Below are 25226 nucleotides of genomic sequence, written 5' to 3'. Positions count from 1 at the left end.
CTGTTTCCCCAAAAAATTCTGAATATGGTCCCCTCTTCATGGCTGAAATGAAGCTTCAAGAACTCAAGAGCAAATCGCCGACCGATTTGCTGACATTCGCCGAATCGCTGGAGGTGGAAAACGCCAGCACCATGCGCAAGCAGGAATTGATGTTTGCGATTCTCAAGATTCTGGCCAGCCAGGATGTCGAGATCATCGGCGAAGGTGTCGTTGAAGTTCTGCAAGATGGCTTCGGCTTTCTCCGTTCGGCCAACGCCAATTACCTGCCTGGCCCCGATGATATCTACATCTCTCCCTCGCAGATCCGCCGCTTCTCGCTGAAGACCGGCGACACTGTCGAGGGGCCGATCCGCGGGCCGAAGGAAGGCGAGCGCTATTTCGCGCTGCTGAAGGTCAACACGATCAACTTCGACGACCCGGAAAAAATCCGCCACAAGGTGCATTTCGACAATCTGACGCCGCTCTACCCGAATGAGCGCTTCAAGATGGAACTCGACGTCCCGACGTCGAAGGACAATTCGGCGCGCGTGATCGATCTCGTCGCACCGCTCGGCAAGGGCCAGCGCGGCCTGATCGTCGCGCCGCCGCGCACGGGTAAGACCGTTCTCTTGCAGAACATCGCGCATTCGATTACGGCAAACCACCCCGAGTGCTATCTCATCGTTCTCCTGATCGACGAGCGGCCGGAAGAAGTGACGGACATGCAGCGCTCGGTGAAGGGCGAAGTTGTTTCCTCGACCTTCGACGAACCCGCCATCCGCCACGTTCAGGTGGCTGAAATGGTCATCGAGAAGGCGAAGCGCCTCGTCGAACACGGCCGCGATGTCGTCATTCTGCTCGACTCCATCACCCGTCTTGGCCGCGCCTACAACACGGTCGTTCCGTCATCCGGCAAGGTTCTGACCGGTGGTGTGGATGCCAACGCCCTGCAGCGCCCGAAGCGCTTTTTCGGTGCCGCCCGTAATATTGAAGAGGGCGGATCGCTGACCATCATCGCTACGGCGCTGATCGATACGGGCAGCCGTATGGACGAAGTCATCTTCGAAGAGTTCAAGGGGACCGGCAACTCGGAAATCGTGCTCGACCGAAAGGTTGCCGACAAGCGCATCTTCCCAGCCATGGATATTCTGAAATCCGGCACGCGCAAGGAAGACCTTCTCGTCCAGCGCCAGGACCTGCAGAAGATCTTTGTTCTCCGTCGAATTCTCGCGCCGATGGGAACGACGGATGCAATCGAGTTTTTGATCGACAAGCTGAAGCAGACCAAGAGCAACAGCGACTTCTTCGACTCGATGAACACCTGATCCTTAGCCGGATTCACTGCTACCGCGAGGCGCCCGTCGTAAAGACGGGCGCTTTCGAGTTTCTGGGACACAGTCCGAAAGCCGCATCATGAACCCTGATACGATCTTTGCCCTTTCGAGCGGAGCACTGCCCGCAGGTCTCGCCGTTATCAGGCTAAGCGGCAACCAAGCCTTCACTGCGGCTGAGACGCTTGCTGGTCGTTTAGCGACGGACCGGAAAGCATCGCTCAGAACGATTCGCGGCCGAAACGGCGCGATCATCGATCAGGGACTGGTGGTCGGCTTCCCGGGGCCAAACTCGTTTACGGGAGAAGACTGCGTCGAACTGCATGTGCATGGCAGCCGCGCCGTTGTCGCAGCTCTCGTCCTAGAGCTCGAGCAAATCGACGGACTGAGGTTGGCAGAGGCGGGCGAGTTTTCAAGGCGAGCGTTTGAGAACGGCAAGCTGGATTTGGTCGAGATTGAAGGTCTTGCGGATCTCATCTCTGCCGAAACGGAAATGCAGCGCCGTCTTGCGGTCGAGCAAAGCCTTGGCGGCCAGTCAGCGCTCTATATCGACTGGGCTGAGCGGCTGACGCGGTCGCGTGCTCTGATCGAGGCCGAGCTGGATTTCGCTGACGAGGACGACGTGCCCGGTTCCGTATCGGAGCGGGTCTGGAGCGAGGTGGGCCAGATTTATCTGGAACTTCTCCAGCATCTGGAAACCGCAAAGTCTGGCGAGATCATCCGGGATGGCTACAAGATCGTCATCGCCGGGCCTCCGAATGCGGGCAAAAGCAGCCTTTTGAACGCGCTTGCGAACCGGGATGTGGCGATTGTGACGGAACGTGCAGGAACGACCCGGGATATCCTGCATGTCGATCTCGACATGTCGGGTTATCTCGTCCGTTTCTTCGATACGGCTGGCCTGCGGGAAAGCGACGACATTGTTGAAGTCGAAGGGATCCGTCGGGCCCGTGTTGCGATCGAGCAAGCCGACATGATCCTCGCTCTCAACGAGATCGATTCGCCGGCGTTACAAAACCATGAGTTCAGTCAGACTAACGTCCTGACTGTCGGAACGAAGCTGGATGCGCACGCACCTTCGGACGACTTCGACCTTTGCATCTCAACTAAAACTGGCGACGGGCTCGAGCTCCTCAGGGAGACCATCCTCCGAAAGATCACAGCGCTGTGGACCGGTTCGCTGGTTCCGAACAGAGCTCGGCAAGTCGACGCACTGAAAGATGCTTCCAATTTTATCGCAGAGGCGTTAAACGGCACGGAACTTGACTTGAGAGCCGAAAGCCTTCGAGCAGCCGCATCCGCCTTGGGGCGCATTACGGGCCGCGTCGATGTCGAGCAGTTGCTGGATGTTATCTTCTCGCAGTTCTGTATCGGAAAATGATTCACGTGAAACACTCGGCTGACGTGGGACAATGAATATGAACCAAAATTTCGATGTCATCGTCATTGGTGGTGGTCATGCCGGTTGCGAGGCCGCGAGCGCTGCGGCGCGGATGGGCGCGAGGACGGCCTTAATCACCCACAAACGTGAAACGATTGGTGTCATGTCCTGCAATCCCGCGATCGGCGGGCTGGGCAAAGGTCACCTCGTGCGCGAGGTCGATGCGCTTGACGGTCTGATGGGCCGCGTCGCAGACGTTTCTGGAATCCAGTTCCGTTTGCTCAACCGGAAAAAGGGTCCCGCCGTTCGTGGTCCCCGTACGCAGGCCGACCGGCGCCTTTACCGTGAAGCGATGCAGAAGGAAATCTTCAATCACCTGAGCCTCACTGTCATCGAGGGTGACGCATTCGACCTCATCACGGACACTGGTCGAGTGTCAGCTGTCATCATGAGGGATGGCCGTCGATTCGGATGCGGAACGGCTGTACTCACGACCGGTACGTTCCTGCGCGGGCTTATTCATATCGGGCAGGAACAGATACCGGCCGGTCGGGTGGGTGAGGAACCATCGCTCGGGCTATCAGCGACGCTTCTTGGACTTGGCGTTGCCTTGGGGCGCCTGAAAACCGGCACACCGGCACGGCTTGATGGGCGGACCATCGCTTGGGACCAGCTTGACAAGCAGGAAGCCGATGAGCAGCCAGTTCCATTCTCGTTCATGACCGATAAAATCGTAACGCCGCAGATCAGCTGTGGAGTGACCCGCACGAACGAGGCGACCCATCGGATCATCTCCGACAACATCCACCTGTCCGCAATGTATTCCGGCCAGATCGAGGGCGTGGGCCCGCGTTATTGTCCGTCAATCGAAGACAAGATCGTGCGGTTCGGTGAGCGCGACGGGCACCAGATCTTCCTAGAGCCCGAAGGGCTTGATGATCCAACTGTTTACCCAAACGGAATATCCACGTCCCTGCCCGCATCAGTCCAGGAGGCTTTTATCCGGACGATCTCGGGCCTCGAGCAGGTCGAGATTATCCAGCCCGGCTATGCGATCGAGTATGACTATGTTGATCCGCGGGAATTGACACCCACGCTGGAAGTCAAGAAATTGCCGGGGCTGTTCCTGGCTGGCCAGATCAACGGCACAACGGGTTACGAGGAAGCTGCCGCGCAAGGAATGGTCGCCGGCCTTTCAGCAGCGATCACGGCTTCGGGAGGCCAGCCGGAGCCGTTCAGCCGAGCCGAATCCTATATCGGTGTCATGGTCGATGACCTCACGTCGAAGGGCGTGACGGAACCTTATCGGATGTTTACATCACGTGCAGAATACCGCCTTTCGCTACGAGCCGACAACGCCGATATCAGGCTCACTCAGAAGGGCATTGGACTGGGCTGCGTGGGCACTGATCGTGCAGCGAAGTTCGCGGCCTACTCCAAAGCAGTCGACGAAACCCGTGCGATGCTGAAATCGCTCTCGCTGACGCCTAAACAGGGTGCAGCGCACGGATTGTCCCTCAATCAGGACGGCCAGCGGCGTACGGCGTACGAGCTGCTCGCATATCCCAACCAATCGATGGCTGGTCTGGCCGGTGTCTGGGGAGAACTCCATGGGGTCAATGGGAAGGTAGCGGAAGCTCTCGAGATCGAGTCCACCTACTCTGTCTACATGAATAGACAGGCTGCAGATATTGGCTCAACGATCCGCGATGAGTCAAAAACCATCCCCCTGTCCTTCGATTATTCTACAGTGCCCGGTCTCTCAAACGAGCTACGAATAAAGCTCGCGAAGCATCAGCCCAGCAATATGGCGCAGGCCGCAAAAGTTGACGGTATCACGCCGGCAGCGTTGGCACTTATTCTTGCGCTTGTGAAAAAAGAAGCCGCGGTCTCGGATCGCGTAAAACGAGTCTCGGCATGATGTTGAACGGCAGAAGTGTTTCACGTGAAACGCAGGAGAGGCTTGAGTATTTTGCCACGCTCTTCTCCAAGTGGGCGAAAACAATCAACCTTGTCGCTCCCTCGACCCTGAACGAGATTTGGCAGCGCCATATCGCCGATAGCGCGCAAATCTTTCAACTATCCCCGGAGCCATCGAAATGGATCGATCTTGGCTCGGGCGGTGGCTTTCCGGGCGTCGTGACCGCGATATTGCTCGCCGAGCTTGAAGATGGTTGGGTTCACTTGGTCGAAAGCAACCATAAAAAGGCTGCTTTCCTCCGCGTCGCCCTGAACGAAACCGGAGCTCGGGGTTCGGTTCATCCGCTCCGGATCGAGCAGGCGAAACAAGACTTGCCTGGATGCCAGCGCGTTTCCGCTCGCGCTCTGGCTGATCTCAACCAACTTCTATCCTATTCCTCCGATTGGATGGTCGAAACGGAAGCCAGAGGCTTCTTCCACAAAGGCCGGGATTATCGCCGTGAAGTCAGCGAAGCCCGTAGTCGCTGGGATTTCGATCTGCTAGAACACCAAAGCGTTGTCGAGCAGGACTCGGTTATTCTTGAGATCAGCAACCTCCGACGCAAGGACCCGTAAAGTCAGGTGCGATATGTTCGAAAAGAACCGTATTATTACCATCGCTAATCAAAAAGGCGGCGTCGGTAAGACGACGACAGCAATCAACCTGGCAACGGCGCTCGCCGCAATCGGCGAAAATGTCCTCATCATCGACCTTGATCCGCAGGGAAACGCCAGCACTGGCCTCGGTATTAACCGCAAGGATCGCGTTCATTCGTCTTATGACGTGCTGATGGGCGAAAGCGATATTAGCGAAACTGCCGTTCCGACTGCTGTTCCGAACCTGTCCATCGTTCCCTCCACCATGGATCTTCTTGGTTTCGAGATGGAGATTTCGCAGGCCACGGACCGCGCTTTCCGGTTAAAGCGGGCGCTGGATACTGATGTAGCGCGTGCATACTCTTATATCCTCGTCGACTGCCCACCCTCTTTCAATCTGCTGACGATGAATGCGATGGCCGCGGCGCATTCGGTGCTCGTACCTCTGCAGTGCGAGTTCTTTGCGCTCGAGGGTTTGAGCCAGCTCCTCGAAACGGTTGACCAGGTCCGCCGGACGGTCAATCCGCTGCTCGATATCCAGGGCATCGTTCTGACGATGTTCGATGCGCGCAACAATCTGGCCCAACAGGTCGTCAGCGACGTCAGGACATATCTCGGTGATAAGGTGTACCACACGCTGATTCCGCGCAACGTTCGGGTATCCGAAGCGCCTTCATATGGTAAGCCGGCTATTCTTTACGATCTCAAATGCGCTGGGAGCCAGGCCTACCTTCAGCTCGCCTCCGAGGTGATCCAGCGGGAACGTCGGCGCAAGGCAGCTTGAAACCCTTCTTTGATTACACGAAATAACAGGTGACAGGATGAACGAAGATCCCTCGAAAAGGCGGCTGGGCCGCGGGCTTGCTGCGCTTATCGGTGAGATGGATCAGCCTGTGCAGGTCAATGCACCTGCGAAAAACGTCAATCCAGACCGTATGGTGCCGATCGAGCATGTTTCGCGCAGTCCGAAAAACCCCAGGCGCCATTTCGATGAGGCGGAGCTGCAGGATCTCGCCAGCTCGATCAGGCAGCATGGCATTGTCCAGCCGGTCGTTGTTCGGACAGTCGACGGTCGCCTTGAGATCATTGCCGGTGAGCGGCGGTGGCGTGCAGCGCAACTGGCGGGACTGACTGAGATCCCAGTCATCGTCCGCGACGTAGACGATCGGACCGCACTTGAAATCGCAATCGTTGAAAACGTTCAGCGGTCCGACCTCAATCCGCTCGAAGAGGCGCTCGGTTACGAGCAGTTGATTGCCGAACATGGCTATACCCAAAACGATCTGGGTGAAATCATCGGCAAGAGCCGCAGTCACGTCGCAAACAGCCTTCGCCTTCTGAAATTGCCGGACCCGGTTCGCGACATGCTGTCTGCCGGAAGCCTTTCGGCTGGTCACGCGCGTGCCTTGATCACCACGTCTGATCCCTCGTCCCTCGCGCGCACGATCGTGTCCAAAGGCATGTCGGTGCGCGATGCAGAGCGGCTTGCGCAAAACGATATCAAGTCCCAGGGGATGCCCCAGCTTGAAACCAAGTCGGTCGAAAAAGATTCCGATACGCTGGCCTTGGAGCGCACGTTGACCGATGCTCTCGGATTGGATGTGAAGATCAATCACCGAGGGGGCAGCGGTCAGGTTCGGATCAACTACCGCAATCTCGAGCAGCTTGAAGAGGTTTGCCGGTTGCTGGAGCGGCGCGGTTAGCGCCTTCCCAGATCGTCATCAGCGATATCGCGACGACTGTATCGCGATTGCCATCAGGCTGTGGAAGGCGATGCTGGGCTCGAGACTTTGTCTTTGCCGGGACTGAAGGACGGCTGCCTGCAGGCGCTCGGTTTCCCGGGCAAGTGCCGGTGCGGTCCAGGATCGCAGCGCCTTTTCGATAATCGGCTTGCGCTTGAAGTGGATATGCCGACCGAGAGTCATCATGACCTGTGCGGCCTGCAGCTTCTTGTCGTCCATTTCCGCCCGCATCACATCCAGCAACTGGAACTGTCTGAGGCAGGATTGCAGGATCAGGAAGATCGGCGTCTTGGATACAAGCACCTTCTGGAAAGCGCGCTGAAGAGACGCCACGTCTCCGGAGAGAATGGCGTCGACGGCCTCGTCCGCGGAGACGCTGCTCGCATCGCCGATGATTTCATCGACGTGATCTTCGGTAACAGTCCCCGCACCGCGACAATAGAGCGCAAGCTTCTTCACCTCGTTGCGGGATGCGATTCGATCGCCGCCGAGAAGCTCCATCAGGCGCTGGCGGGCAGCGCCGCTGATGGTGAGGCCTTCGGCCGACAGTTCCGTATCGATCAGGCCAGCAAGCGCGCGTGCATCGTCCGCATAGCAGGGAATGACGGCGATGGAGCGGACCGGCTCCACCACCTTGCGAAGGCCGCTGCCCTTCTTCAGGTCACCAGCCTCGATGATTAAGATATTGGCGGGAGGCTCATCCTTGGCGAGCGCCTGCATGGCATCCAGCAGCGGCTTCTCGTTCATTGCGCCACGGAGCCAGACGAGCTTGGCGCCTCCGAAAAGGCCGAGTGAGTTGACCTCATCAAGCAGACGGCCGGGATCGCCCTGGAGATCGGATACATCCAGCTTGAGCATCGCGAATGGGTCGTCCTGCGCGACACCGGTCTTGGCTGCGATCTGCGCAGCCCGCTCGGAAACGAGCCCGCGATCGGGCCCATAGATGACGAAGATCTTGTAGAGGCCGACCGACTTGTCAAGAAACCGGTCGAACTCGTGGGATTTTATTTCTGCCATACGGGAGGCGACTGGGGCTCGCGGGCAAGGGCAATGGCGATTTCACCACGCAGGAACTCGGCTGTCTCGCGGGCAGCACGGTTTTCAGCGTCGCGGATTGCGCGCAATTTTGCAAAGCTCTGTCCCGGGACATCGATCAAGGCGACAACTTCGCGCTTGGCCGATTTCAGGATCTTGCTGTCGCTGATACGGGTCAGCGTATAGGTGACATCCACCTGAACGCGGCCGGCAACAGGGATGTTGCTGACAGACACGGTGTCATCGTCGCTGGTAAGGTCTAGAATGCTCGAGGCGGAGCTCGTGGCCGTCATCTTTACTTCGTAGAGCGGATGCGCGGTCTCGCCTGCACCATGACCGGTGAGGAAGACGAGATTGTTGCGGATCACCTGCTCGATACGGGTCTTCGGATCCGCAAACTCCACGGATGCGAGCTTCTGACCGGTGCCTTCCTGTTCGGAATAGAGAGGCCGTGCCTGGCATCCCGCCAGAAGGGCAAGGCCGGCGATGCCAAGTGCGATGCCAAAGCGGCGGAATGAACGATCAGGCAACAATGTTCACGATCCTCTGTGGGACGACGATGATCTTCTTCGGTGGCTTGCCATCGAGAGCGGCTTTTACCACGTCGAGTGCGAGGGCTGCAGCCTCGACGGCAGTTTGATCCGCGTCGCGCGCGATTGTCAATTCGGCGCGCTTCTTGCCGTTGATCTGGACCGGCATCGTGACGTCGTTTTCGACAACGAGTGCCTGGTCGAACTGTGGCCAGGCAGTTGTCGAAACCATCGCGCCATTGCCGAGCACGGCCCAGCATTCCTCGGCCAGATGCGGCGTCATTGGCGCGACGATCTGGATCAGGATTTCCGAGGCGTTGCGAACAGCGGCACGGTAGGCGGCGTCGCCCTTGCCGGCTGCAACATCGGTCAGCGGCGCTGCCAGCGCGTTGACCAGTTCGTAGATGCGAGCCACCGCCTTGTTAAAGGACAGCTTGTCGAGATCGCCCTGCACGGCTTTCAGCGTCTTATGGGCAAGCTGCGAGATTGCCAGTCCATCGCCATCCTTAGCCGGAGTCGGATCGACCGTCTTGAGGTTTTCGGCAGCTTCAGAAATCAGGCGCCACAGACGCTGCGTGAAGCGGTAGGCACCTTCGACACCAGCTTCCGACCAGATCACGTCGCGATCCGGCGGGCTATCGGATAGAACGAAGAAGCGGGCCGTATCGGCGCCGTAGGATGCGATGATGTCATCGGGATCGACGACATTCTTTTTCGACTTCGACATTTTTTCGATCGAGCCGATGGTGACGTCGGCGCCGCTTGTCAGCAGCGTCGCGGTACGCTTGCCGTCGACTTCCTCGATGCGGATATCGGCGGGAGCGACCCATTCACCGTTCTGGCCGGACTCGCCGAGACGGTAGGTTTCGTGCACGACCATTCCCTGCGTGAACAGGCCCTTGAACGGTTCCTTCACGGCCACGTGGCCGGTCTCGCGCATGGCACGGGTGAAGAAGCGCGAATAGAGCAGATGCAGGATCGCGTGCTCAATGCCGCCGATATACTGATCGACCGGCAGCCAGTGATCGGCAACGGCCGGGTTTGTCGGCTCGTTCAGCCAAGGGGCTGTGAAGCGCGTGAAATACCAGCTGGAATCGACAAACGTATCCATCGTGTCCGTCTCGCGACGGGCATCGTGGCCGCATTTCGGGCAGCTGACATGGCGCCAGGTCGGGTGGCGGTCGAGCGGGTTGCCCGGCATGTCGAAGGTGACGTCGTCGGGCAACTGCACCGGCAGGTCCTTCTTCGGCACCGGCACGACGCCGCAGACTTCGCAATGGATGACCGGGATCGGGCAACCCCAGTAGCGCTGGCGGGAAATGCCCCAGTCGCGCAGGCGGAAGTTCACCTTGCGCTCGCCCTGCGGTGCATTGCCGAGCGTCTGTTCGGACAGCCTATCGGCAATGATCTGAAACGCTTCGTCCGTGGACTTGCCGTCCAGGAAGCGGGAATTGATCATCACGCCGTCGTCGACGAAAGCGGTATCGCCGATCTCAAACGTGGCGGCATCACCATCCCTGGGCATCACCACGGCAACGACTGGAAGATTGTATTTGCGGGCAAAATCCAGGTCGCGCTGGTCGCCGGCCGGGCAGCCGAAGATTGCGCCTGTGCCGTATTCCATCAGCACGAAGTTCGCGACATAGACCGGCAGTTCCCACGAGGGATCGAGCGGATGCTTGACGCGGACGCCTGTGTCGATGCCCTTTTTCTCGGCCGTTTCCAGCGCAGCGAGAGACGTGCCCTGCCGCCGGCATTCCTCGGCGAAGGATTCGATCTCAGGGTTGTTCGCAGCCGCGGCCTTCGCCAGCGGATGGTCGGCAGCGATCGCCAGGAACGATGCGCCGAACAGCGTGTCGGGACGAGTCGTATAGACCGTTACGTCCTTGTCGACGCCGGCGAGTGCGGTTTCCGCTACGATTTCCCAGCGCAGGGTCATGCCTTCGGAGCGGCCGATCCAGTTTTTCTGCATCAGGCGGACCTTTTCAGGCCACTGGTCCAGGTTATCCAGCTCGTCGAGCAGATCCTGGCTGAAATCGGTGATCTTGAAGAACCACTGCACAAGCTCGCGCTGCTCGACCAGCGCGCCCGAACGCCAGCCGCGACCGTCGATCACCTGCTCGTTAGCCAGAACCGTCTGGTCGACCGGATCCCAGTTGACCTTGGATTGCTTGCGATAGACCAGGCCCTTTTCCATCATGTCGAGGAAGAGGTGCTGCTGCTGCTGGTAATATGCCACGTCGCAGGTGGCGAACTCGCGCGACCAGTCCAGCGAAAGGCCCATCGCCTTCAGCTGCTTTTTCATGGATTCGATGTTCTGGTAGGTCCAGGCCTTCGGGTGGGTCTTGTTGTCACGCGCGGCGTTTTCTGCCGGCATGCCGAACGCGTCCCAGCCCATCGGGTGCAGAACGTTGAAGCCGCGGGCGCGCTTGTAGCGGGCGACAACGTCACCCATCGCATAATTGCGGACGTGGCCCATGTGAATGCGGCCGGACGGATAGGGGAACATCTCGAGGACGTAATACTTTTCCCGCGGATCGGCATTGTCGGTTTCGAAAACCTTCGCCTCGTTCCAGGTCTGCTGCCAACGGGGCTCGGCATCGCGCGGGTTGTAACGTTCAGTCGCCATCTGGATGATATTCCGGGAAATCAGGATATAGGAGTCGGGCAGACCTTCACCATGAATGGCCGCAAGCGTCAAGTTTTTGAGGCCTGACACGTGCCAAACTTTGATGGGACATGCCCTTGGCAGAGCCTCATATGGGCTTTAATCGCTTGCATCACAAGAATAGCGAAAGGTGACGGACAATGAGCGTCGAAGAACGGCTCCAGGAAGTCAGGACAAGGATCGGCAAGGCGGAAGAGACGGCCAATCGCTCCGCGGGCTCTGTCTCGCTCGTCGCTGTCTCCAAGACATTCGATGCCGGTGACATTAGGCCGGTGATCGCGTCGGGCCAGAGGGTGTTCGGCGAAAACCGGGTACAGGAAAGCCAGGGAAAGTGGCCGGAGCTGAAGGCGGAAACGCCTGATATTGTGCTGCATCTGATCGGCCCGCTGCAATCCAACAAGGCCGGTGATGCGGTGGCTCTGTTCGATGTGATCGAGACGGTGGACCGCGAGAAGATTGCACGAGCGCTGGCGGCGGAAATGGCCAAGCAGCGCAAGTCGCCGAAGCTCTATGTGCAGGTGAATACCGGGCTCGAACCGCAAAAGGCCGGCATCGAGCCGAAAGAGACGGTAGCGTTCGTGGAGCTCTGCCGAAACGAGCTGGGGCTCGCAATCGAAGGGCTGATGTGCATTCCGCCGGCGGATGAAAATCCGGGGCCGCACTTCGCGCTTCTGGCCAAGCTTGCCGGGGAATGCGGCGTGGACAAGCTTTCCATGGGCATGTCCGGCGATTTCGAGACGGCGGTGGAATTCGGCGCCACCAGCGTTCGCGTCGGTTCGGCGATCTTCGGCACGCGCTGAAGTCTAACCCGTTGGTCGGGCTTCCCGCCCGATCATCCCTCCCCTACACTCGCACGATCAGGCTATGCGGTTGTGTTGGGAGGTACAGATGCAAAGCCAATATTTCGACGTTTATGGCAGCTGGGAAAACAACCCCGAGGCCTTCTGGAAGTCCGCGTCCGAGGCGATCGACTGGTTCAAAGAACCGGACGCGGTTTTTGACGCCGATGCCGGTGTCTATGGCCGGTGGTTCGTGGGGGGTGAGACCAACACCTGCTACAATTGCCTCGACCGCCATGTTGCGGCGGGTAACGGCGATCGGCTTTCCTTCATCCACGATAGTGCGATGACCGGTGCACAGCGGTCCTTCACCTATGCCGAGGTTCTGGCGGAGGTGAAGGCGATTGCGACTGTGATGCGCGATCTCGGCGTCGGTTACGGCGACCGGGTCGTCATCTACATGCCGATGGTGCCGGAAGCGATCTTTTCGATGCTCGCCTGCGCGCGGATCGGTGCTGTGCATTCCGTGGTGTTCGGCGGTTTCGCGGCACAGGAACTCGCAGCACGGCTGAACGATAGCCAGGCAAAACTGGTCATCTCCGCGAGCTGCGGACTGGAGCCCGGCCGGGTCGTCGCCTACAAGCCGTTGCTCGACAAGGCCATCGACCTCGCAACCGTCAAGCCCGAGCACTGTCTCATCGTGCAGCGGCCGGAACTCATAGCGCAGCTCAGGCCCGAAAAGGGTGAGCTCGACTTTGCCGATCTGGTCGGCAAGGCGCGTGGGAGGGATATCGACTGCGTGGCAGTCAAATCAACCGATCCGCTCTACATCCTCTACACATCCGGTACGACGGGAAAGCCGAAGGGCGTGGTGCGCGACAACGGCGGGTACATGGTGGCGCTCGCCTGGAGCATGCCGAATATTTTTGGGATCAAGCCGGGCGAGGTGTTCTGGACCGCGTCCGATATCGGCTGGGTGGTCGGTCACTCCTATATCGTTTACGCGCCGCTGCTTGCGGGCAATACCAGCGTCATCTTTGAAGGAAAGCCGGTGGGAACGCCGGATGCAGGGACTTTCTGGCGCGTCATCGCCGACCATGACGTCAAGGTGTTCTTCACGGCGCCAACGGCGTTCCGCGCTATCCGCCGCGAAGACCCGGACGGCGAGCTCATGGCGCGTTACGATCTCAATGGTCTGCGCGCTCTTTTTCTGGCCGGCGAAAGGGCGGATCCGGAAACGCTGAAATGGGCGGAGCAGAAACTGAAAGTGCCGGTGATCGACCACTGGTGGCAGACGGAGACCGGCTGGCCGATCGCCGCCAATCCGATGGGTCTGGGGCTGATGCCGTTCAAGCACGGATCTCCGACGCGACCTATGCCCGGCTACGCCATCGATGTTCTCGACGATGCCGGACTGCCCGTGCCGGCGGGGACGCTCGGCAACCTCGCCATCCGGCTGCCGCTGCCGCCCGGATGCCTGCCGACCTTCTGGAGAGCAGATGAGCGTTTCCGCGAGACCTGTCTCAGCACCTTCCCTGGGTACTATACGACCGCAGATGCAGGCGTGATCGACGAGGACGGCTACGTCTTCGTGATGGCGCGCACGGATGACATCATCAACTGCGCCGGGCATCGCCTTTCGACCGGTTCGATGGAAGAGGTCTGTGCGAAACATCCTGATGTGGCGGAATGCGCCGTGATCGGCATCAGCGATACGGTGAAGGGGCAGATCCCCTGCGGCTTCCTTGTTCTAAAGCACAATGTTTCACGGGAAACGGATAAGATCTCGTCGGAAGTCGCAGAAATGGTGCGCTCGGAGATCGGCCCGGTTGCGGCGTTCAAGACGGTCATGATTGTGCCGAAACTGCCCAAAACACGCTCGGGCAAAATCCTGCGGGGCACGATGCAGAAAATCGCGGACGGGATGCCCTGGACCATGCCGGCAACGATCGAGGATCCGGGCGCACTGGATGCGGTGACAGCCGCGCTCACCGCGAAAGGCTATGGAGGGGGCATGCGGGCTGTATCGCGCACAGGCGACACCTAGGCTGGCGACTGAGCGCCCAAATAAAAAGCCCCGGGCTGTGGCCCAGGGCTTTCGTAAAATCGTATCTCGAAGATCGCGGCTTAGAAGCGGCCGTCGTCTTCTTCGTCGTCGTCCTTGCGGGTCGACTTGAGGGAGGAAAGCTTGGCGAACACGGCGTTCGCATCGATTTCCTTTTCCTTCTCTTCTTCGCGTTCGCTGCGGAAACCGCCGAAGCCGATGTTTTCGGCTTCTGCAGCCGGCTGCAGGGATGCACCGAGTTCGGCAGCGGTGGGCAGCGGGCGACCCTTCGAGGCCTTCTCGACTTCAAGGTCGAGATCGATCTGGCTGCAAAGGCCGAGCGTGACCGGGTCCATCGGCGCCAGGTTTGCGGCGTTCCAGTGGGTGCGCTCGCGGATCTGTTCGATGGTCGACTTGGTGGTGCCGACGAGGCGCGAAATCTGCGCGTCCTTCAGTTCTGCGTGATTGCGCACCAGCCAGAGAATGGCGTTGGGGCGATCCTGGCGCTTGGAGACCGGCGTGTAACGCGGGCCGCGGCGCTTGGATTCGGGAACGCGAACCTTCGGCTCGGAAAGCTTGAGCTTGTAGTTGATGTCTTTTTCAGCGCGCTCGATCTCGTCGCGCGACAGCTGGCCGGTGGCGATCGGGTCGAGGCCCTTGATACCCTGCGCTGCTTCGCCGTCTGCAATCGCCTTCACCTCAAGCGGGTGAAGTTTGCAGAACTGGGCGATCTGGTCGAACGAAAGCGCGGTGTTGTCGACGAGCCAGACGGCTGTCGCTTTCGGCATGAGCAGTGTTTGAGCCATAGATATAGTTCCTCTGTCCGTCCGCGCCGGTGTCGCGGGCGTGGGTATCAACCACAATTTCCGGGAATTTATTGCCCTATATTCGATTTGCGTCGGAATTGCAAATCGTCCAGCACCTTACCCTTTGTCTAATTGCGGCCCATGTTCCAAGTGTTAGATATGGGTCAAAGCAGGGAGGAGCACATGTCCGAAAAAATCTATCCGGTCGAAAAAGCCACCAAGGCAAAGGCGCTCATCGACAAGGAAAAGTATGACAAGTGGTATGAGGAAAGCATTGAAAACCCGGACAAGTTCTGGGGCAAGCATGGCAAGCGGATCGACTGGTTCAAGCCTTTCACCAAGGTGAAAAACACGTCGTTCAAGGGCAAGGTCTCGATCAAGTGGTTCGAGGACGGCCAGACCAACGTTTCCTACAACTGCATCGATCGGCACCTGAAGACGCATGGCGAGCGCACTGCGATCATCTGGGAAGGTGACAACCCGTATATCGACAAGAAGATCACCTACAACCAGCTCTACGATCAGGTCTGCCGCATGGCGAACGTGCTGAAGAAGCACGGTGTCAAGAAGGGCGACCGGGTGACGATCTACATGCCGATGATCCCGGAGGCAGCCTATGCGATGCTTGCCTGCGCCCGTATCGGCGCGGTTCATTCGGTCGTGTTCGGCGGATTTTCGCCGGAAGCGCTGGCCGGCCGCATCATCGACTGCCAGTCGACATTCGTGATCACCTGCGATGAAGGTGTGCGCGGCGGAAAACCGGTGCCGCTCAAGGAAAATACCGATACCGCTATCCGTATAGCGGCCAAGCAGTATGTTACGGTCAACAAGGTTCTGGTCGTGCGCCGAACCGGCGGCAAGACGAACTGGGCGCCCGGCCGCGACCTCTGGTATCACCAGGAAATCGCCACCGTCAAAGAGCATTGCGAACCGGTAAAGATGAAGGCGGAAGACCCGCTGTTCATCCTCTACACGTCAGGTTCCACCGGCAAGCCCAAAGGCGTTCTGCACACGACCGGCGGCTATCTCGTCTATGCGGCGATGACGCATGAATACACGTTCGACTACCATGACGGGGATATCTACTGGTGCACGGCCGATGTGGGCTGGGTGACCGGGCATTCCTATCTCGTCTACGGGCCGCTCGCGAACTGCGCGACAACGCTGATGTTCGAAGGCGTGCCGAATTTCCCCGATCAGGGCCGGTTCTGGGAAATCGTCGACAAGCACAAAGTCAACATCTTCTATACCGCACCAACCGCCATCCGTTCGCTGATGGGTGCCGGCGACGAGTTCGTGACGCGGTCGTCGCGGGCCAGCCTGCGGTTACTCGGAACGGTCGGCGAGCCGATCAATCCGGAGGCCTGGAACTGGTATCACGAAGTGGTCGGCAACAAGCGCTGCCCGATCGTCGATACCTGGTGGCAGACGGAAACCGGCGGCCACATGATCACGCCGCTGCCGGGTGCCACAGCGCTCAAGCCGGGTTCGGCGACGACACCCTTCTTCGGCGTGCAGCCGCAGCTGGTCGATAACGAAGGCAATGTTCTGGAAGGGGCTGCCGACGGCAATCTCTGCATCATCGACAGCTGGCCGGGGCAGATGCGCACGCTCTACGGCGATCATGACCGTTTCGTGGAGGCGTACTTCACCACCTACAAGGGCAAGTACTTCACCGGCGACGGCTGCCGGCGTGACGAGGACGGCTACTACTGGATCACCGGCCGCGTCGACGACGTGCTCAACGTTTCCGGCCACCGTCTCGGTACGGCGGAAGTGGAATCGGCGCTGGTGTCGCACAACCTCGTGTCGGAGGCGGCCGTCGTTGGATACCCGCACAACATCAAGGGCCAGGGCATCTACTGCTACGTGACGCTGATGGCCGGCAACGAGGGGACGGAAGAGCTTCGCCAGCAACTGGTCAAGCATGTGCGCCAGGAGATCGGCCCGATCGCGGCACCGGACAAGATCCAGTTCTCGCCCGGCCTGCCCAAGACCCGATCCGGCAAGATCATGCGGCGTATTCTGCGCAAGATTGCCGAGGACGACTTTGGCGCGCTTGGGGATACGTCGACACTCGCGGATCCAGGCGTTGTGGACGATTTGATCGCCAACCGGCAGAACAGGGCGGAGTGATCCGACAACTTGCGTGGGGTGTCAGCGATGGCATCCCACGCATTTCTCCGCCATCAAACGAATTTCTGCGTATTAGTCCAAGCGGCCAATACAGGCTCAGTCACCACAGACCTGCGCCATTTTGCGGCCGCCGTCATAGGGTTGAACCAGTCCTGCCAGAAGCAGGTCCGAGCCGGCGCTGCGGCCATCCGGCAGCACGACGTCGGCGACGATGCGGCCGAAATATTTGTCTCCGGTAATGTTGACGAGCTGGATCGTGGCGGACGCCTGCGTCAGTGCCTCCAGGGCCTGGCGTGCATTGCCACCGGCTTGACGGACAGATCCGCACTTCGACTTGAGCTCAGGTGCATCGATGCCGCGGATGCGGACATAGACTTCCACCCTCTGCTGCGGCCAAGGCCGTGCCTCGACCAGGATCGTATCGCCATCGATGACGCGTAGGATCTTGGCAGCAACAGGTCCCGAGATTTCTTCGCGCGCTGTCGCCTCAGCCGCAGGGGCTCCGAGGAGAACAGCAATGAGCACGAGATATCTGACCATGAAAGGAATAAATTCCGATCATTGAGCGAAGTCAATAGGAATATTTGCTTACCGCTTTACCGCTCAGAAATCGATGGCGCGGCCGTTGATTTCCCAGTCGCCGAAGCGGGCGGGATCGGCGCCGCCGCGGCCGCCGAATTCTTCTGGCGTGTCCGCCTTCGCTGCAGCCTGCCGGCGCTCCTCGGCTTCCTTCAGCGCGCGCTGGGCAGCCGGCGAGAGCGGTTTGCTGGGCGCTGCGGTCTCGATCTGCGTTTCGCTGTTGTCGTTGTCGGGCGTCTGCATTTCATTCACCGGATGGTTTATTGAAAGTCTGAGCGAATTCACCACATTATAGGGCGTTCTGAAGATTTCGAAAACCCTTACACGGGTTGAATTGGCAACAGGAGATATGACGATGAATGTGATGCGCACCGCCATGCTTCTGGCCTTCATGACGGCGTTGTTCATGGGCATAGGCTTCCTGATCGGCGGCAAGGGCGGGATGATGATCGCGCTGGTGATTGCGGCCGGCATGAACCTGTTTTCCTACTGGAACTCCGACAAGATGGTGCTGTCTGCCTATCATGCGCAGGAAGTGAATGCGCAGTCGGCGCCGGAATTTTACCTGATGGTGCAATCGCTTGCGGCCAATGCGGGCCTGCCGATGCCGAAGGTCTATATCTACGACAACCCGCAGCCGAATGCGTTTGCGACCGGCCGCAATCCGGAAAATGCTGCCGTTGCCGCTTCGACCGGTCTGTTGCAAAGCCTGACCCATGACGAAGTGGCCGGTGTCATGGCGCATGAGCTGGCGCATGTGCAAAACCGCGACACGCTGATCATGACGATCACAGCGACGCTCGCCGGCGCGATTTCCATGCTGGGCAATTTTGCGTTTCTGTTCGGCGGAAATCGCGGAAACAACAGCAATCCGTTCGGTTTTATCGGGGTGATTGTTGCCATGGTCGTTGCGCCCTTTGCGGCAATGCTGGTGCAGATGGCGATCAGCAGGACGCGCGAATATTCGGCCGACCGTCGCGGCGCCGAGATCTGCGGCAAACCGCTGGCGCTTGCCTCCGCACTCTCCAAGATCGCCGGCACGGCGCGCCAGGTTCCGAATTACGAAGCGGAGCGCAACCCGGCGACGGCGCATATGTTCATCATCAACCCGCTTTCGGGCGAGCGGATGGATAATCTGTTTTCGACCCATCCGAATACGGACAACCGGATCGCAGCACTTCAGCAGATGGCCGGTGAGTTCCGGGGGGACATCGGCGGCGGTGGCTCGACGGGGCAGTCTTCGGCTGCTAGACCGCAGCGAAGCGCGCGCTCCGTTCCGAATTCCGGCTCCGACAGCCGGTGGGGCCGCAGTTCGAACGAACCGCCCAAGGGTCCATGGTCTTGAACGACAAGAAAAACAACAAGCCTTCCAGATCAACTGGCGCGCGGGAAAACCCCACATCCCATGCTCCAGGCTCCCGTCCGGACGCCGGACCGGCAAAGCCGGGGCTCGAAGTCCGCATGACGGCGGCAAAGCTTTTGTCCGCGGCGATCGACAAGAAGATTTCGCTCGATGGTATGCTCGACCTTTCGCATGGCAACCCGGCCTACAAGGCGCTGGGAGATGCCGACCGGGCCCTGACGCGTGCCATCCTGACCACGGCCCTTCGCCATCTTTCGCGGCTCGAAGCGGCGATCTCCTCGATGATCGATACGCCGCTGCCGCATGGCGCGAAATCCCTGCATCACGTTCTGGTGGTTGCCGCTGCGCAGATCCTGCATCTCGATGTCCCCTCGCATGCGGCAGTCGACTTGGCCGTCGAGCAGGCCAATCGCGATCCGCGCAACCGTCGCTTCGCCAAGCTGGTGAATGCCGTTCTGCGGCGGATGGTGCGCGAAAAGGAAGAGATCCTCGCCGCCACCGCTTCGGTGTCGCCGGTGCCGGACTGGTTCCGCAAGCGTCTGGTTGCCGCCTACGGCGAGACCGAGGCCGACAAGATTGCCGAAGCGCAGCTGACGCCGGCCGCCATCGATCTGACGGTAAAGAGCGATGCCAAGGGCTGGGCGGAAAAGCTCGGCGGCAAGCTGTTGCCAACAGGCAGCATCCGCCTCCAGGCTTTCCAGGGATCGGTGACCGGTCTCGAGGGCTTCGAGGACGGTGAATGGTGGGTGCAGGACGTTGCCGCATCCATTCCGGCACAGTTGTTCGGTGACCTCACAGGCAAGCGCATCGCGGATCTGTGTGCCGCCCCCGGCGGCAAGACGGCGCAGTTGGTTGTGGCCGGCGCGCACGTGATTGCCGTCGAGCAATCCGCCAACCGGCTGGCGCGGCTGAAGGAAAATCTGGCACGGCTCGGTCTCGAGGCGGAGCTCTCGAGCGGTGATCTGTTCGAATTCAAGCCGGACGAATTGCTTGATGGCGTGCTGCTTGATGCACCCTGCTCATCCACCGGCACCACCCGCCGCCATCCCGATGTGCTCTGGACCAAGGGTCCCGAGGATATCGGCAAGCTTGCCGTGCTGCAGGAACGCATGCTGCGGCACGCGGTGACGCTGGTAAAACCGGGCGGGCTCATTGTGTTTTCGAACTGCTCGCTCGATCCGCTAGAGGGCGAAAAGCTGGTGGCCAAGGTGCTGGCGGATACGCCGACACTGGAACGGCAGCCGGTCAGCCCGAGCGATTGGCCGGGTCTGGAATCCGCGATTTCAGATCTCGGTGAATTCCGGACCACGCCGGCCATGCTGCCGGGGGATGAGACCTTTGCCGGTGGCATGGATGGCTTCTTCGCGAGCGTGCTCTGCGTCAGGTAAGTCTTTATTCACTATAACCTTACATAGTTTCGGTTGATCCATAATCGATTCCGGGCGCTCGGGGAGAGCATCCGGCCCTGCGGAGAATATCTCAAGTGACGATGCGGCTTGCCGATCGCCGAAGGATTCTTGCCTTCGGCATGCGGGAGATCTGGCGACGCATGTGTCGCCGGTCCGCCGGCATGCGCCTTGCTCTGACACCGCTGCCGGTGCCGGACAGGCTGATCGTGGCGCCAACCGATCTGCGATCGATCGATCCGTTCATTGCCGAGGAAATTCTCGAGGGGCGCTATCCGCTGGCCGGGCGCGTTCTCGAAACCTTCGGTCATTCGCCGTTTCAGGTCGAGCTTCCGTCCAAGGCCTTTGCCGAGCGGCTGCATTCGTTTGCCTGGCTGCGGCATGTTCGTGCCAACAAGACAGAAGAAGCCTGCGACCACGCCCGTGACGTGGTGGCGGACTGGATCACGCTGCATGGCCGTCGCCAGAGGGGCATCGGCTGGGAACCGAGCGTGGTGGCCGAGCGCGTGGTCGCGTGGCTGTCCCACTCGACCGTCCTATTGCAGGGCGCGGAGGCCGGCTTCTACCGCCGCTTCATGAAGAGCCTGGCGTTTCAGGTTCGCTACCTGCGCAAGATCGCCGGCTGCATTCCCGCCGACGAGACCCGGCTTCGCATCCGCATCGCGCTCGCCATGGCGTCGGTTTCCATGCCTACACGCGCGGCCTTTATCCGTCGCGAAGGTGCGCGGCTCGACCGTGAACTGGAATTCCAGATCCTTGCCGATGGCGGCCATCTCTCGCGCAATCCGCGCTCGATGCTGGATGCGCTGCTCGATCTTCTGCCGCTGCGACAGACCTATATCAATCTCGGCCATGATCTGCCTCAAAAGCTGATCCCGACGATCGACCGGATCTATCCGGCGCTGCGCTTCTTCCGCCACCAGGATGGCGATCTGGCGCTGTTCAACGGTGCGACGGCGACACCGGCAAGCGAACTGATGTCGGTGCTGCGATACGACGAAAGCGGTGGCAAGCCGTTCAAGGCGCTGCCGCATATGAACTATCACCGGCTGACGGCCGAGGACACGACGCTGATCGTCGATACCGGCTGGTCGGAGCCGGAATTCTCGCGCACGGCGCATGCCGGTTGCCTCGCCTTCGAGCTCTCGTCTGGCCGCAACAGGTTTATCGTCAACTCGGGCTCACCGAAATTTTCCGGGCGCGGCCACCGCAAGATGGCGCGCTCGACGGCGGCGCATTCGACGCTGACGCTGTCGGAGACGTCGTCGAGCCGGATCGCCAAGTCGAAGCTTGCCGGCCCCATCCTCCTTCCCGGCGTTTCGGACGTCACGATCGACCGACGTGACGATGCGCATGGCAACGACTGGCTGCGGGCGACCCATGACGGGTATCTCAAGGAGTTCGGCTATCTCTACCACCGCGAGATCGGCCTCAATACGACAGGCAACAAGATCAAGGGCCATGACCGGCTGTTCGTGCCTGATGGCGAAGAGGCAAGCGACGAGAGACTGGTGGCGGTGGTTCGCTTCCATATTCACCCGGCCATCCGTCTGGTGCGGCGCGACCCGGAAAGCGTGGTCATGCAGGCGAGTGACGGCGAGAAATGGCTGTTTTCGGCTCCGGGTCTCGATGTCATGATCGACGAGGACATCTTCTTTGCGGATGTTTCCGGCCCTCGCCCGAGCCAGCAGCTGGCGATCGAATTTACCCTGCCCGAGGTCACCGAAATCCGCTGGATGCTGCGTCGCGCCGATTAGCCCTGGTTGGAATAGGGTTTCCCTGAAGGGGCAGCTGTGCTAACCGGCGGCCAATCCCTTTTCGCCCTTTTGGGCACCCTCTTTCAGGAGAGACCGATGGCCGTCGCATCCAAGAAAATCCCAGCGCCCGACCGCGTCAAGATCCGCACAGCGCTCCTTTCCGTGTCCGACAAGGCCGGCATCATCGAGCTCGCCAAAGCGCTGACCGTGCAGGGTGTGAAGCTCTTGTCCACCGGTGGCACGCACAAGGCGATCGCCGCCGCGGGTCTTGCCGTCACCGACGTCTCCGAAGTCACGGGCTTTCCTGAGATCATGGACGGTCGCGTCAAGACGTTGCATCCGACCGTGCATGGCGGTCTTCTCGCCATCCGCGACGATGAGGAGCATGTCGCGGCGATGAAGACACACGGCATCGAGAGCATCGATCTTTCGGTCATCAATCTCTATCCATTCGAGGAAGTGCGCGCGGCAGGCGGCGACTATCCGACGACGGTCGAGAATATCGATATCGGCGGCCCGGCGATGATCCGTGCGTCCGCCAAGAACCATGCCTATGTCACGATCGTCACCGATCCCTCCGACTACCCTGCCCTGATCGAGGCGCTGCAGGCCAATGGCGGCGAAACGGACTATGCGTTCCGCCAGAAGCTTGCCGCCAAGGCCTATGCCCGCACCGCAGCCTATGACACTGCGATCTCCAACTGGTTCGCCGAAGCGCTCGAGATCGAGACGCCGAGCTATCGGACAATCGGCGGCGTGCTGAAGGAAGCCATGCGCTACGGCGAGAACCCGCACCAGAGCGCTGGCTTCTACGTGACCGGCGAGAACCGCCCCGGCGTTGCCACGGCGGTGCTGCTGCAGGGCAAGCAGCTGTCCTATAACAACATCAACGATACCGACGGCGCTTTCGAGCTGATCGGCGAATTTGCGGCCAACCAGGGACCGGCCTGCGCCATCATCAAGCACGCCAACCCTTGCGGCGTCGCGACCGGCTCGACGCTGAGGGACGCCTATCTGCGGGCGCTTGCCTGCGACAGCACCTCTGCCTTCGGCGGCATCATTGCGCTCAACCAGTTGCTCGATGCCGAGACAGCGGAAGAGATCGTCAAGCTGTTTACCGAAGTGATCATCGCGCCCGAGGTTTCCGACGAGGCAAAGGCGATCATCGCTTCCAAGAAGAACCTGCGCCTGCTGGTGACCGGCGGTCTGCCGGACCCGCGTTCGCGCGGCATTACGGCAAAGACCGTTGCCGGCGGCCTTCTGGTGCAAAGCCGCGACAACGGTGTCATCGAGGATGTCGATCTGAAGGTCGTGACCAAGCGCGCACCGACGCCGACCGAGCTTGAAGACATGAAGTTCGCCTACAAGGTGGCAAAGCACGTCAAGTCCAACGCCATCGTCTATGCCAAGGACGGCCAGACGGCAGGCATTGGCGCCGGCCAGATGAGCCGCATCGATTCCGCCCGCATCGCCGGCCTCAAGGCCGAAGATGCGGCGAAGGCGATGGGCTGGGCCGAGCCGATGACCAAGGGGTCAGCGGTCGCTTCGGAAGCCTTCTTCCCGTTTGCCGATGGTCTGCTTTCGGCGATTGCTGCCGGCGCAACCGCTGTCATCCAGCCCGGCGGTTCGATGCGCGATGCGGAAGTAATTGCGGCCGCCGACGAGCATGGTGTGGCGATGGTGTTTACCGGCATGCGTCACTTCCGGCACTAATCCAGGCTGAAGACTTTCTATCCGGCCGGTCTATCGGCCGGATAGGGCACGGTCAGAAGCAGGATCAGGCCGGTGCCGAGAAAGACTGTCAGCGTCGCCATGCCAAGATGGGCCGAACCCGTTGCATAGGTGACGATGGAAAACGACAGCGTCGCGAGAAAGCTCGTGGCGCGTCCAGACAGCGCGTAGATCCCGAAATAGCGGCCGGCCTCCGAGACATCGATGCTGCGGGCAAGGTATGACCGCGACGAGGCCTGGACCGGGCCGAAGGCGGCACCGATCAGAAGCCCGAACAGGATATAGGCCTTTTCCGCCGCGGTGCCGAACATTCCACCTGAGTCCTCCATGGAAAGCGGCATCAGGCCGAAGAAGACCTCGCCCGGGCTGGTGGAAACGATGCCGAGTGTTGCGATCAGCAGCAGGACGAGACTTGTAACCACCACCGTCTTTGATCCGAGCACGCGGTCGAGGACCCCGGCGGCGATACAGCCGAAAATCGCCACGACATTCAGGATGATGCCGTAGATGCCGATCTCGATGGTCGCCCAGCCGAACATGCCCGCCGCAAACGTGCCGCCCAGAATGATCAGGCCGTTGACGCCATCCTGGTAGAGCATGCGGGCAATCAGGAAACGGATGATGCCCGGGCGTTGCTTGAGTTCACGCAAGGTGCCTGCAAGTTCACGGAAGCCGGAGCCGACGGCCTTTGCGAGAGGCAGGCCTTTCGGGGCATCCGGCGTGAAGAAGAACATCGGCAGGATGAACAGAAGATACCAGATCGCCGCGATCGGGCCGGTGATGCGGGCGTCCTCGCCGAGCGCCGGATCCAGACCGAACAGCGGCGGAATGCCAATCAGCGTCAGGCCCGTTTCCGGATTGGCTGCAAGCAGCGCGACGACCGCGATCAGCACGGTCATGCCGCCGAGATAACCCAGACCCCAGGCGATATTCGAAACCCTGCCGATATCGACCTTGGACACCAGACGCGGCATCATGGAATCGTTGAAGACGATCGAAAATTCGGCCGCGATCGAGGCAAGAATGATGCAGGTGACCGGCAGGGTAAGCGGCGAGCCGGGGGCCGCCTGCCAGAGCAGGGCAAGGCTTGCGATCTTGATCAGTGCAAAGCTTGCGATCCATGGCTTTCTGGCGCCCGACTGATCGGCGATCGAGCCTAGAATTGGGGACAGGATGGCGATGACGACGGAGGATGCCGTCGCCATGTTGCTCCAGGTGGTCTGGGCGGAGATCGGGTCTTGCGTCAGGCGCGCGACGAAATACGGGCCGAAGATGAAGGTGATGACAACCGTGAAGAATGGCTGTGCCGCCCAGTCGAACAGCATCCAGCCCCAGATGCCGCGCCGGCGTGTTTTAGCCGGCGCCTCGTCAATCCCCGTATTGGCCATCTTCTTACCCCCGAA

The 25226-nt window shown here is 60.2% G+C and carries 20 protein-coding genes; 13 read left to right on the top strand and 7 right to left on the bottom strand.

The genetic code is table 11. The features are described 5' to 3' along the window. Positions 1 to 38: 38 nt before the first annotated feature. From rho to G6K99_RS17450, 6 genes are all read left to right on the top strand, one after another. A complete protein-coding gene (gene rho / locus G6K99_RS17475; RefSeq protein WP_092665173.1) occupies positions 39 to 1304 on the top strand; it encodes a transcription termination factor Rho in 1266 nt (421 codons plus the stop codon). Between the two features lie 88 nt (positions 1305 to 1392). After that, positions 1393 to 2691, top strand: coding sequence for a tRNA uridine-5-carboxymethylaminomethyl(34) synthesis GTPase MnmE (gene mnmE, locus G6K99_RS17470; protein WP_174197313.1), 1299 nt, complete (start codon positions 1393 to 1395; stop codon positions 2689 to 2691). A 37-nt stretch (positions 2692 to 2728) separates the two neighbouring features. After that, positions 2729 to 4612, top strand: a complete 1884-nt coding sequence (mnmG, locus tag G6K99_RS17465; protein ID WP_174197312.1) for a tRNA uridine-5-carboxymethylaminomethyl(34) synthesis enzyme MnmG — start codon at positions 2729 to 2731, stop codon at positions 4610 to 4612. Next, a complete protein-coding gene (rsmG, locus tag G6K99_RS17460; RefSeq protein WP_174197311.1) occupies positions 4609 to 5226 on the top strand; it encodes a 16S rRNA (guanine(527)-N(7))-methyltransferase RsmG in 618 nt (205 codons plus the stop codon). Before mnmG ends, rsmG begins: the two co-directional genes overlap by 4 nt. A 13-nt stretch (positions 5227 to 5239) precedes the next feature. Further along, complete coding sequence (locus G6K99_RS17455; RefSeq protein WP_062577083.1) at positions 5240 to 6031, top strand: ParA family protein; 792 nt, start codon at positions 5240 to 5242, stop codon at positions 6029 to 6031. Positions 6032 to 6068: 37 nt separating this feature from the next. Then, complete coding sequence (locus tag G6K99_RS17450) at positions 6069 to 6950, top strand: ParB/RepB/Spo0J family partition protein (RefSeq protein WP_174197310.1); 882 nt, start codon at positions 6069 to 6071, stop codon at positions 6948 to 6950. An 18-nt stretch (positions 6951 to 6968) separates the two neighbouring features. Here the strand turns inward: G6K99_RS17450 and holA are convergent, their stop codons facing one another. Genes holA through leuS form a run of 3 tightly spaced genes read right to left on the bottom strand, consistent with a single transcriptional unit; the run spans position 6969 to position 11183 of the window. Beyond that, the gene (holA, locus tag G6K99_RS17445; RefSeq protein ID WP_113167256.1) at positions 6969 to 8006 is read right to left on the bottom strand and encodes a DNA polymerase III subunit delta; all 1038 of its coding nucleotides are present in this window, start codon (positions 8004 to 8006) and stop codon (positions 6969 to 6971) included. Then, a complete protein-coding gene (locus tag G6K99_RS17440; RefSeq protein ID WP_371816224.1) occupies positions 7994 to 8554 on the bottom strand; it encodes a hypothetical protein in 561 nt (186 codons plus the stop codon). Before G6K99_RS17440 ends, holA begins: the two co-directional genes overlap by 13 nt. After that, the gene (gene leuS / locus G6K99_RS17435) at positions 8547 to 11183 is read right to left on the bottom strand and encodes a leucine--tRNA ligase (RefSeq protein ID WP_174197309.1); all 2637 of its coding nucleotides are present in this window, start codon (positions 11181 to 11183) and stop codon (positions 8547 to 8549) included. The genes G6K99_RS17440 and leuS overlap by 8 nt, the downstream gene beginning before the upstream one ends. Positions 11184 to 11362: 179 nt before the next feature. Here leuS and G6K99_RS17430 point away from each other — a divergent pair, with 179 nt between their 5' ends. Further along, positions 11363 to 12022 carry a YggS family pyridoxal phosphate-dependent enzyme gene (locus G6K99_RS17430; protein WP_174197308.1) on the top strand — a complete coding sequence of 220 codons (660 nt, stop codon included), beginning with the start codon at positions 11363 to 11365 and terminating at the stop codon, positions 12020 to 12022. A gap of 88 nt (positions 12023 to 12110) precedes the next feature. After that, positions 12111 to 14048, top strand: coding sequence for a propionyl-CoA synthetase (locus G6K99_RS17425; protein ID WP_174197307.1), 1938 nt, complete (start codon positions 12111 to 12113; stop codon positions 14046 to 14048). An 80-nt stretch (positions 14049 to 14128) separates the two neighbouring features. Here the strand turns inward: G6K99_RS17425 and G6K99_RS17420 are convergent, their stop codons facing one another. Continuing rightward, entirely contained in the window at positions 14129 to 14851 is a 723-nt protein-coding gene (locus G6K99_RS17420) for a DUF1013 domain-containing protein (protein WP_062462856.1), read from the bottom strand. Positions 14852 to 15034: 183 nt separating this feature from the next. Between G6K99_RS17420 and acs the strand changes: the two genes are divergently transcribed. Further along, complete coding sequence (gene acs / locus G6K99_RS17415) at positions 15035 to 16987, top strand: acetate--CoA ligase (RefSeq protein ID WP_174197306.1); 1953 nt, start codon at positions 15035 to 15037, stop codon at positions 16985 to 16987. A 96-nt stretch (positions 16988 to 17083) separates the two neighbouring features. On the opposite strand, the gene G6K99_RS17410 is transcribed toward acs, so the two are convergent. Both G6K99_RS17410 and G6K99_RS17405 read right to left on the bottom strand, forming a co-directional pair. Beyond that, on the bottom strand, positions 17084 to 17527 hold the full coding sequence (locus G6K99_RS17410) for a thermonuclease family protein (RefSeq protein ID WP_174197305.1): 444 nt from the start codon (positions 17525 to 17527) through the stop codon (positions 17084 to 17086). Positions 17528 to 17590: 63 nt separating this feature from the next. Further along, on the bottom strand, positions 17591 to 17809 hold the full coding sequence (locus tag G6K99_RS17405) for a DUF1674 domain-containing protein (RefSeq protein WP_174197304.1): 219 nt from the start codon (positions 17807 to 17809) through the stop codon (positions 17591 to 17593). Between the two features lie 112 nt (positions 17810 to 17921). Between G6K99_RS17405 and htpX the strand changes: the two genes are divergently transcribed. The 4 genes from htpX to purH all read left to right on the top strand — a co-directional run bounded on the left by htpX (position 17922) and on the right by purH (position 23805). After that, on the top strand, positions 17922 to 18911 hold the full coding sequence (htpX, locus tag G6K99_RS17400) for a zinc metalloprotease HtpX (protein WP_062463049.1): 990 nt from the start codon (positions 17922 to 17924) through the stop codon (positions 18909 to 18911). Next, entirely contained in the window at positions 18902 to 20317 is a 1416-nt protein-coding gene (locus G6K99_RS17395) for an RsmB/NOP family class I SAM-dependent RNA methyltransferase (protein ID WP_174197303.1), read from the top strand. The genes htpX and G6K99_RS17395 overlap by 10 nt, the downstream gene beginning before the upstream one ends. Before the next feature lie 101 nt (positions 20318 to 20418). Further along, the gene (locus G6K99_RS17390; protein WP_174197344.1) at positions 20419 to 22092 is read left to right on the top strand and encodes a heparinase II/III family protein; all 1674 of its coding nucleotides are present in this window, start codon (positions 20419 to 20421) and stop codon (positions 22090 to 22092) included. A gap of 96 nt (positions 22093 to 22188) precedes the next feature. Next, positions 22189 to 23805 (top strand): bifunctional phosphoribosylaminoimidazolecarboxamide formyltransferase/IMP cyclohydrolase, encoded by a 1617-nt coding sequence (gene purH / locus G6K99_RS17385; RefSeq protein WP_174197302.1) that lies wholly within the window; start codon positions 22189 to 22191, stop codon positions 23803 to 23805. Between the two features lie 17 nt (positions 23806 to 23822). Here purH and G6K99_RS17380 read toward each other — a convergent pair whose 3' ends face one another. Further along, complete coding sequence (locus G6K99_RS17380) at positions 23823 to 25211, bottom strand: MFS transporter (RefSeq protein WP_174197301.1); 1389 nt, start codon at positions 25209 to 25211, stop codon at positions 23823 to 23825. Positions 25212 to 25226: the final 15 nt, after the last annotated feature.

The sequence above is a fragment of the Neorhizobium sp. AL 9.2.2 genome, assembly GCF_013317225.1.
GTDB lineage: Bacteria > Pseudomonadota > Alphaproteobacteria > Rhizobiales > Rhizobiaceae > Neorhizobium > Neorhizobium soli.
Note: the sequence above shows the minus strand (reverse complement) of the source record. Positions and strands in the feature narration are given on the sequence as shown.

Excerpts from the sequence above, each read along its gene's own strand:
- mnmG (WP_174197312.1), top strand. The coding sequence starts at position 2,729 with ATGAACCAAAATTTCGATGTCATCGTCATTGGTGGTGGTCATGCCGGT.
- G6K99_RS17450 (WP_174197310.1), top strand. The coding sequence starts at position 6,069 with ATGAACGAAGATCCCTCGAAAAGGCGGCTGGGCCGCGGGCTTGCTGCG.
- G6K99_RS17455 (WP_062577083.1), top strand. The coding sequence starts at position 5,240 with ATGTTCGAAAAGAACCGTATTATTACCATCGCTAATCAAAAAGGCGGC.
- rsmG (WP_174197311.1), top strand. The coding sequence starts at position 4,609 with ATGATGTTGAACGGCAGAAGTGTTTCACGTGAAACGCAGGAGAGGCTT.
- G6K99_RS17390 (WP_174197344.1), top strand. The coding sequence starts at position 20,419 with ATGCGGCTTGCCGATCGCCGAAGGATTCTTGCCTTCGGCATGCGGGAG.
- G6K99_RS17405 (WP_174197304.1), bottom strand. The coding sequence starts at position 17,809 with ATGCAGACGCCCGACAACGACAACAGCGAAACGCAGATCGAGACCGCA.
- leuS (WP_174197309.1), bottom strand. The coding sequence starts at position 11,183 with ATGGCGACTGAACGTTACAACCCGCGCGATGCCGAGCCCCGTTGGCAG.
- acs (WP_174197306.1), top strand. The coding sequence starts at position 15,035 with ATGTCCGAAAAAATCTATCCGGTCGAAAAAGCCACCAAGGCAAAGGCG.
- G6K99_RS17430 (WP_174197308.1), top strand. The coding sequence starts at position 11,363 with ATGAGCGTCGAAGAACGGCTCCAGGAAGTCAGGACAAGGATCGGCAAG.
- purH (WP_174197302.1), top strand. The coding sequence starts at position 22,189 with ATGGCCGTCGCATCCAAGAAAATCCCAGCGCCCGACCGCGTCAAGATC.
- holA (WP_113167256.1), bottom strand. The coding sequence starts at position 8,006 with ATGGCAGAAATAAAATCCCACGAGTTCGACCGGTTTCTTGACAAGTCG.
- htpX (WP_062463049.1), top strand. The coding sequence starts at position 17,922 with ATGAATGTGATGCGCACCGCCATGCTTCTGGCCTTCATGACGGCGTTG.
- mnmE (WP_174197313.1), top strand. The coding sequence starts at position 1,393 with ATGAACCCTGATACGATCTTTGCCCTTTCGAGCGGAGCACTGCCCGCA.
- rho (WP_092665173.1), top strand. The coding sequence starts at position 39 with ATGGCTGAAATGAAGCTTCAAGAACTCAAGAGCAAATCGCCGACCGAT.
- G6K99_RS17395 (WP_174197303.1), top strand. The coding sequence starts at position 18,902 with ATGGTCTTGAACGACAAGAAAAACAACAAGCCTTCCAGATCAACTGGC.
- G6K99_RS17410 (WP_174197305.1), bottom strand. The coding sequence starts at position 17,527 with ATGGTCAGATATCTCGTGCTCATTGCTGTTCTCCTCGGAGCCCCTGCG.
- G6K99_RS17425 (WP_174197307.1), top strand. The coding sequence starts at position 12,111 with ATGCAAAGCCAATATTTCGACGTTTATGGCAGCTGGGAAAACAACCCC.
- G6K99_RS17420 (WP_062462856.1), bottom strand. The coding sequence starts at position 14,851 with ATGGCTCAAACACTGCTCATGCCGAAAGCGACAGCCGTCTGGCTCGTC.
- G6K99_RS17380 (WP_174197301.1), bottom strand. The coding sequence starts at position 25,211 with ATGGCCAATACGGGGATTGACGAGGCGCCGGCTAAAACACGCCGGCGC.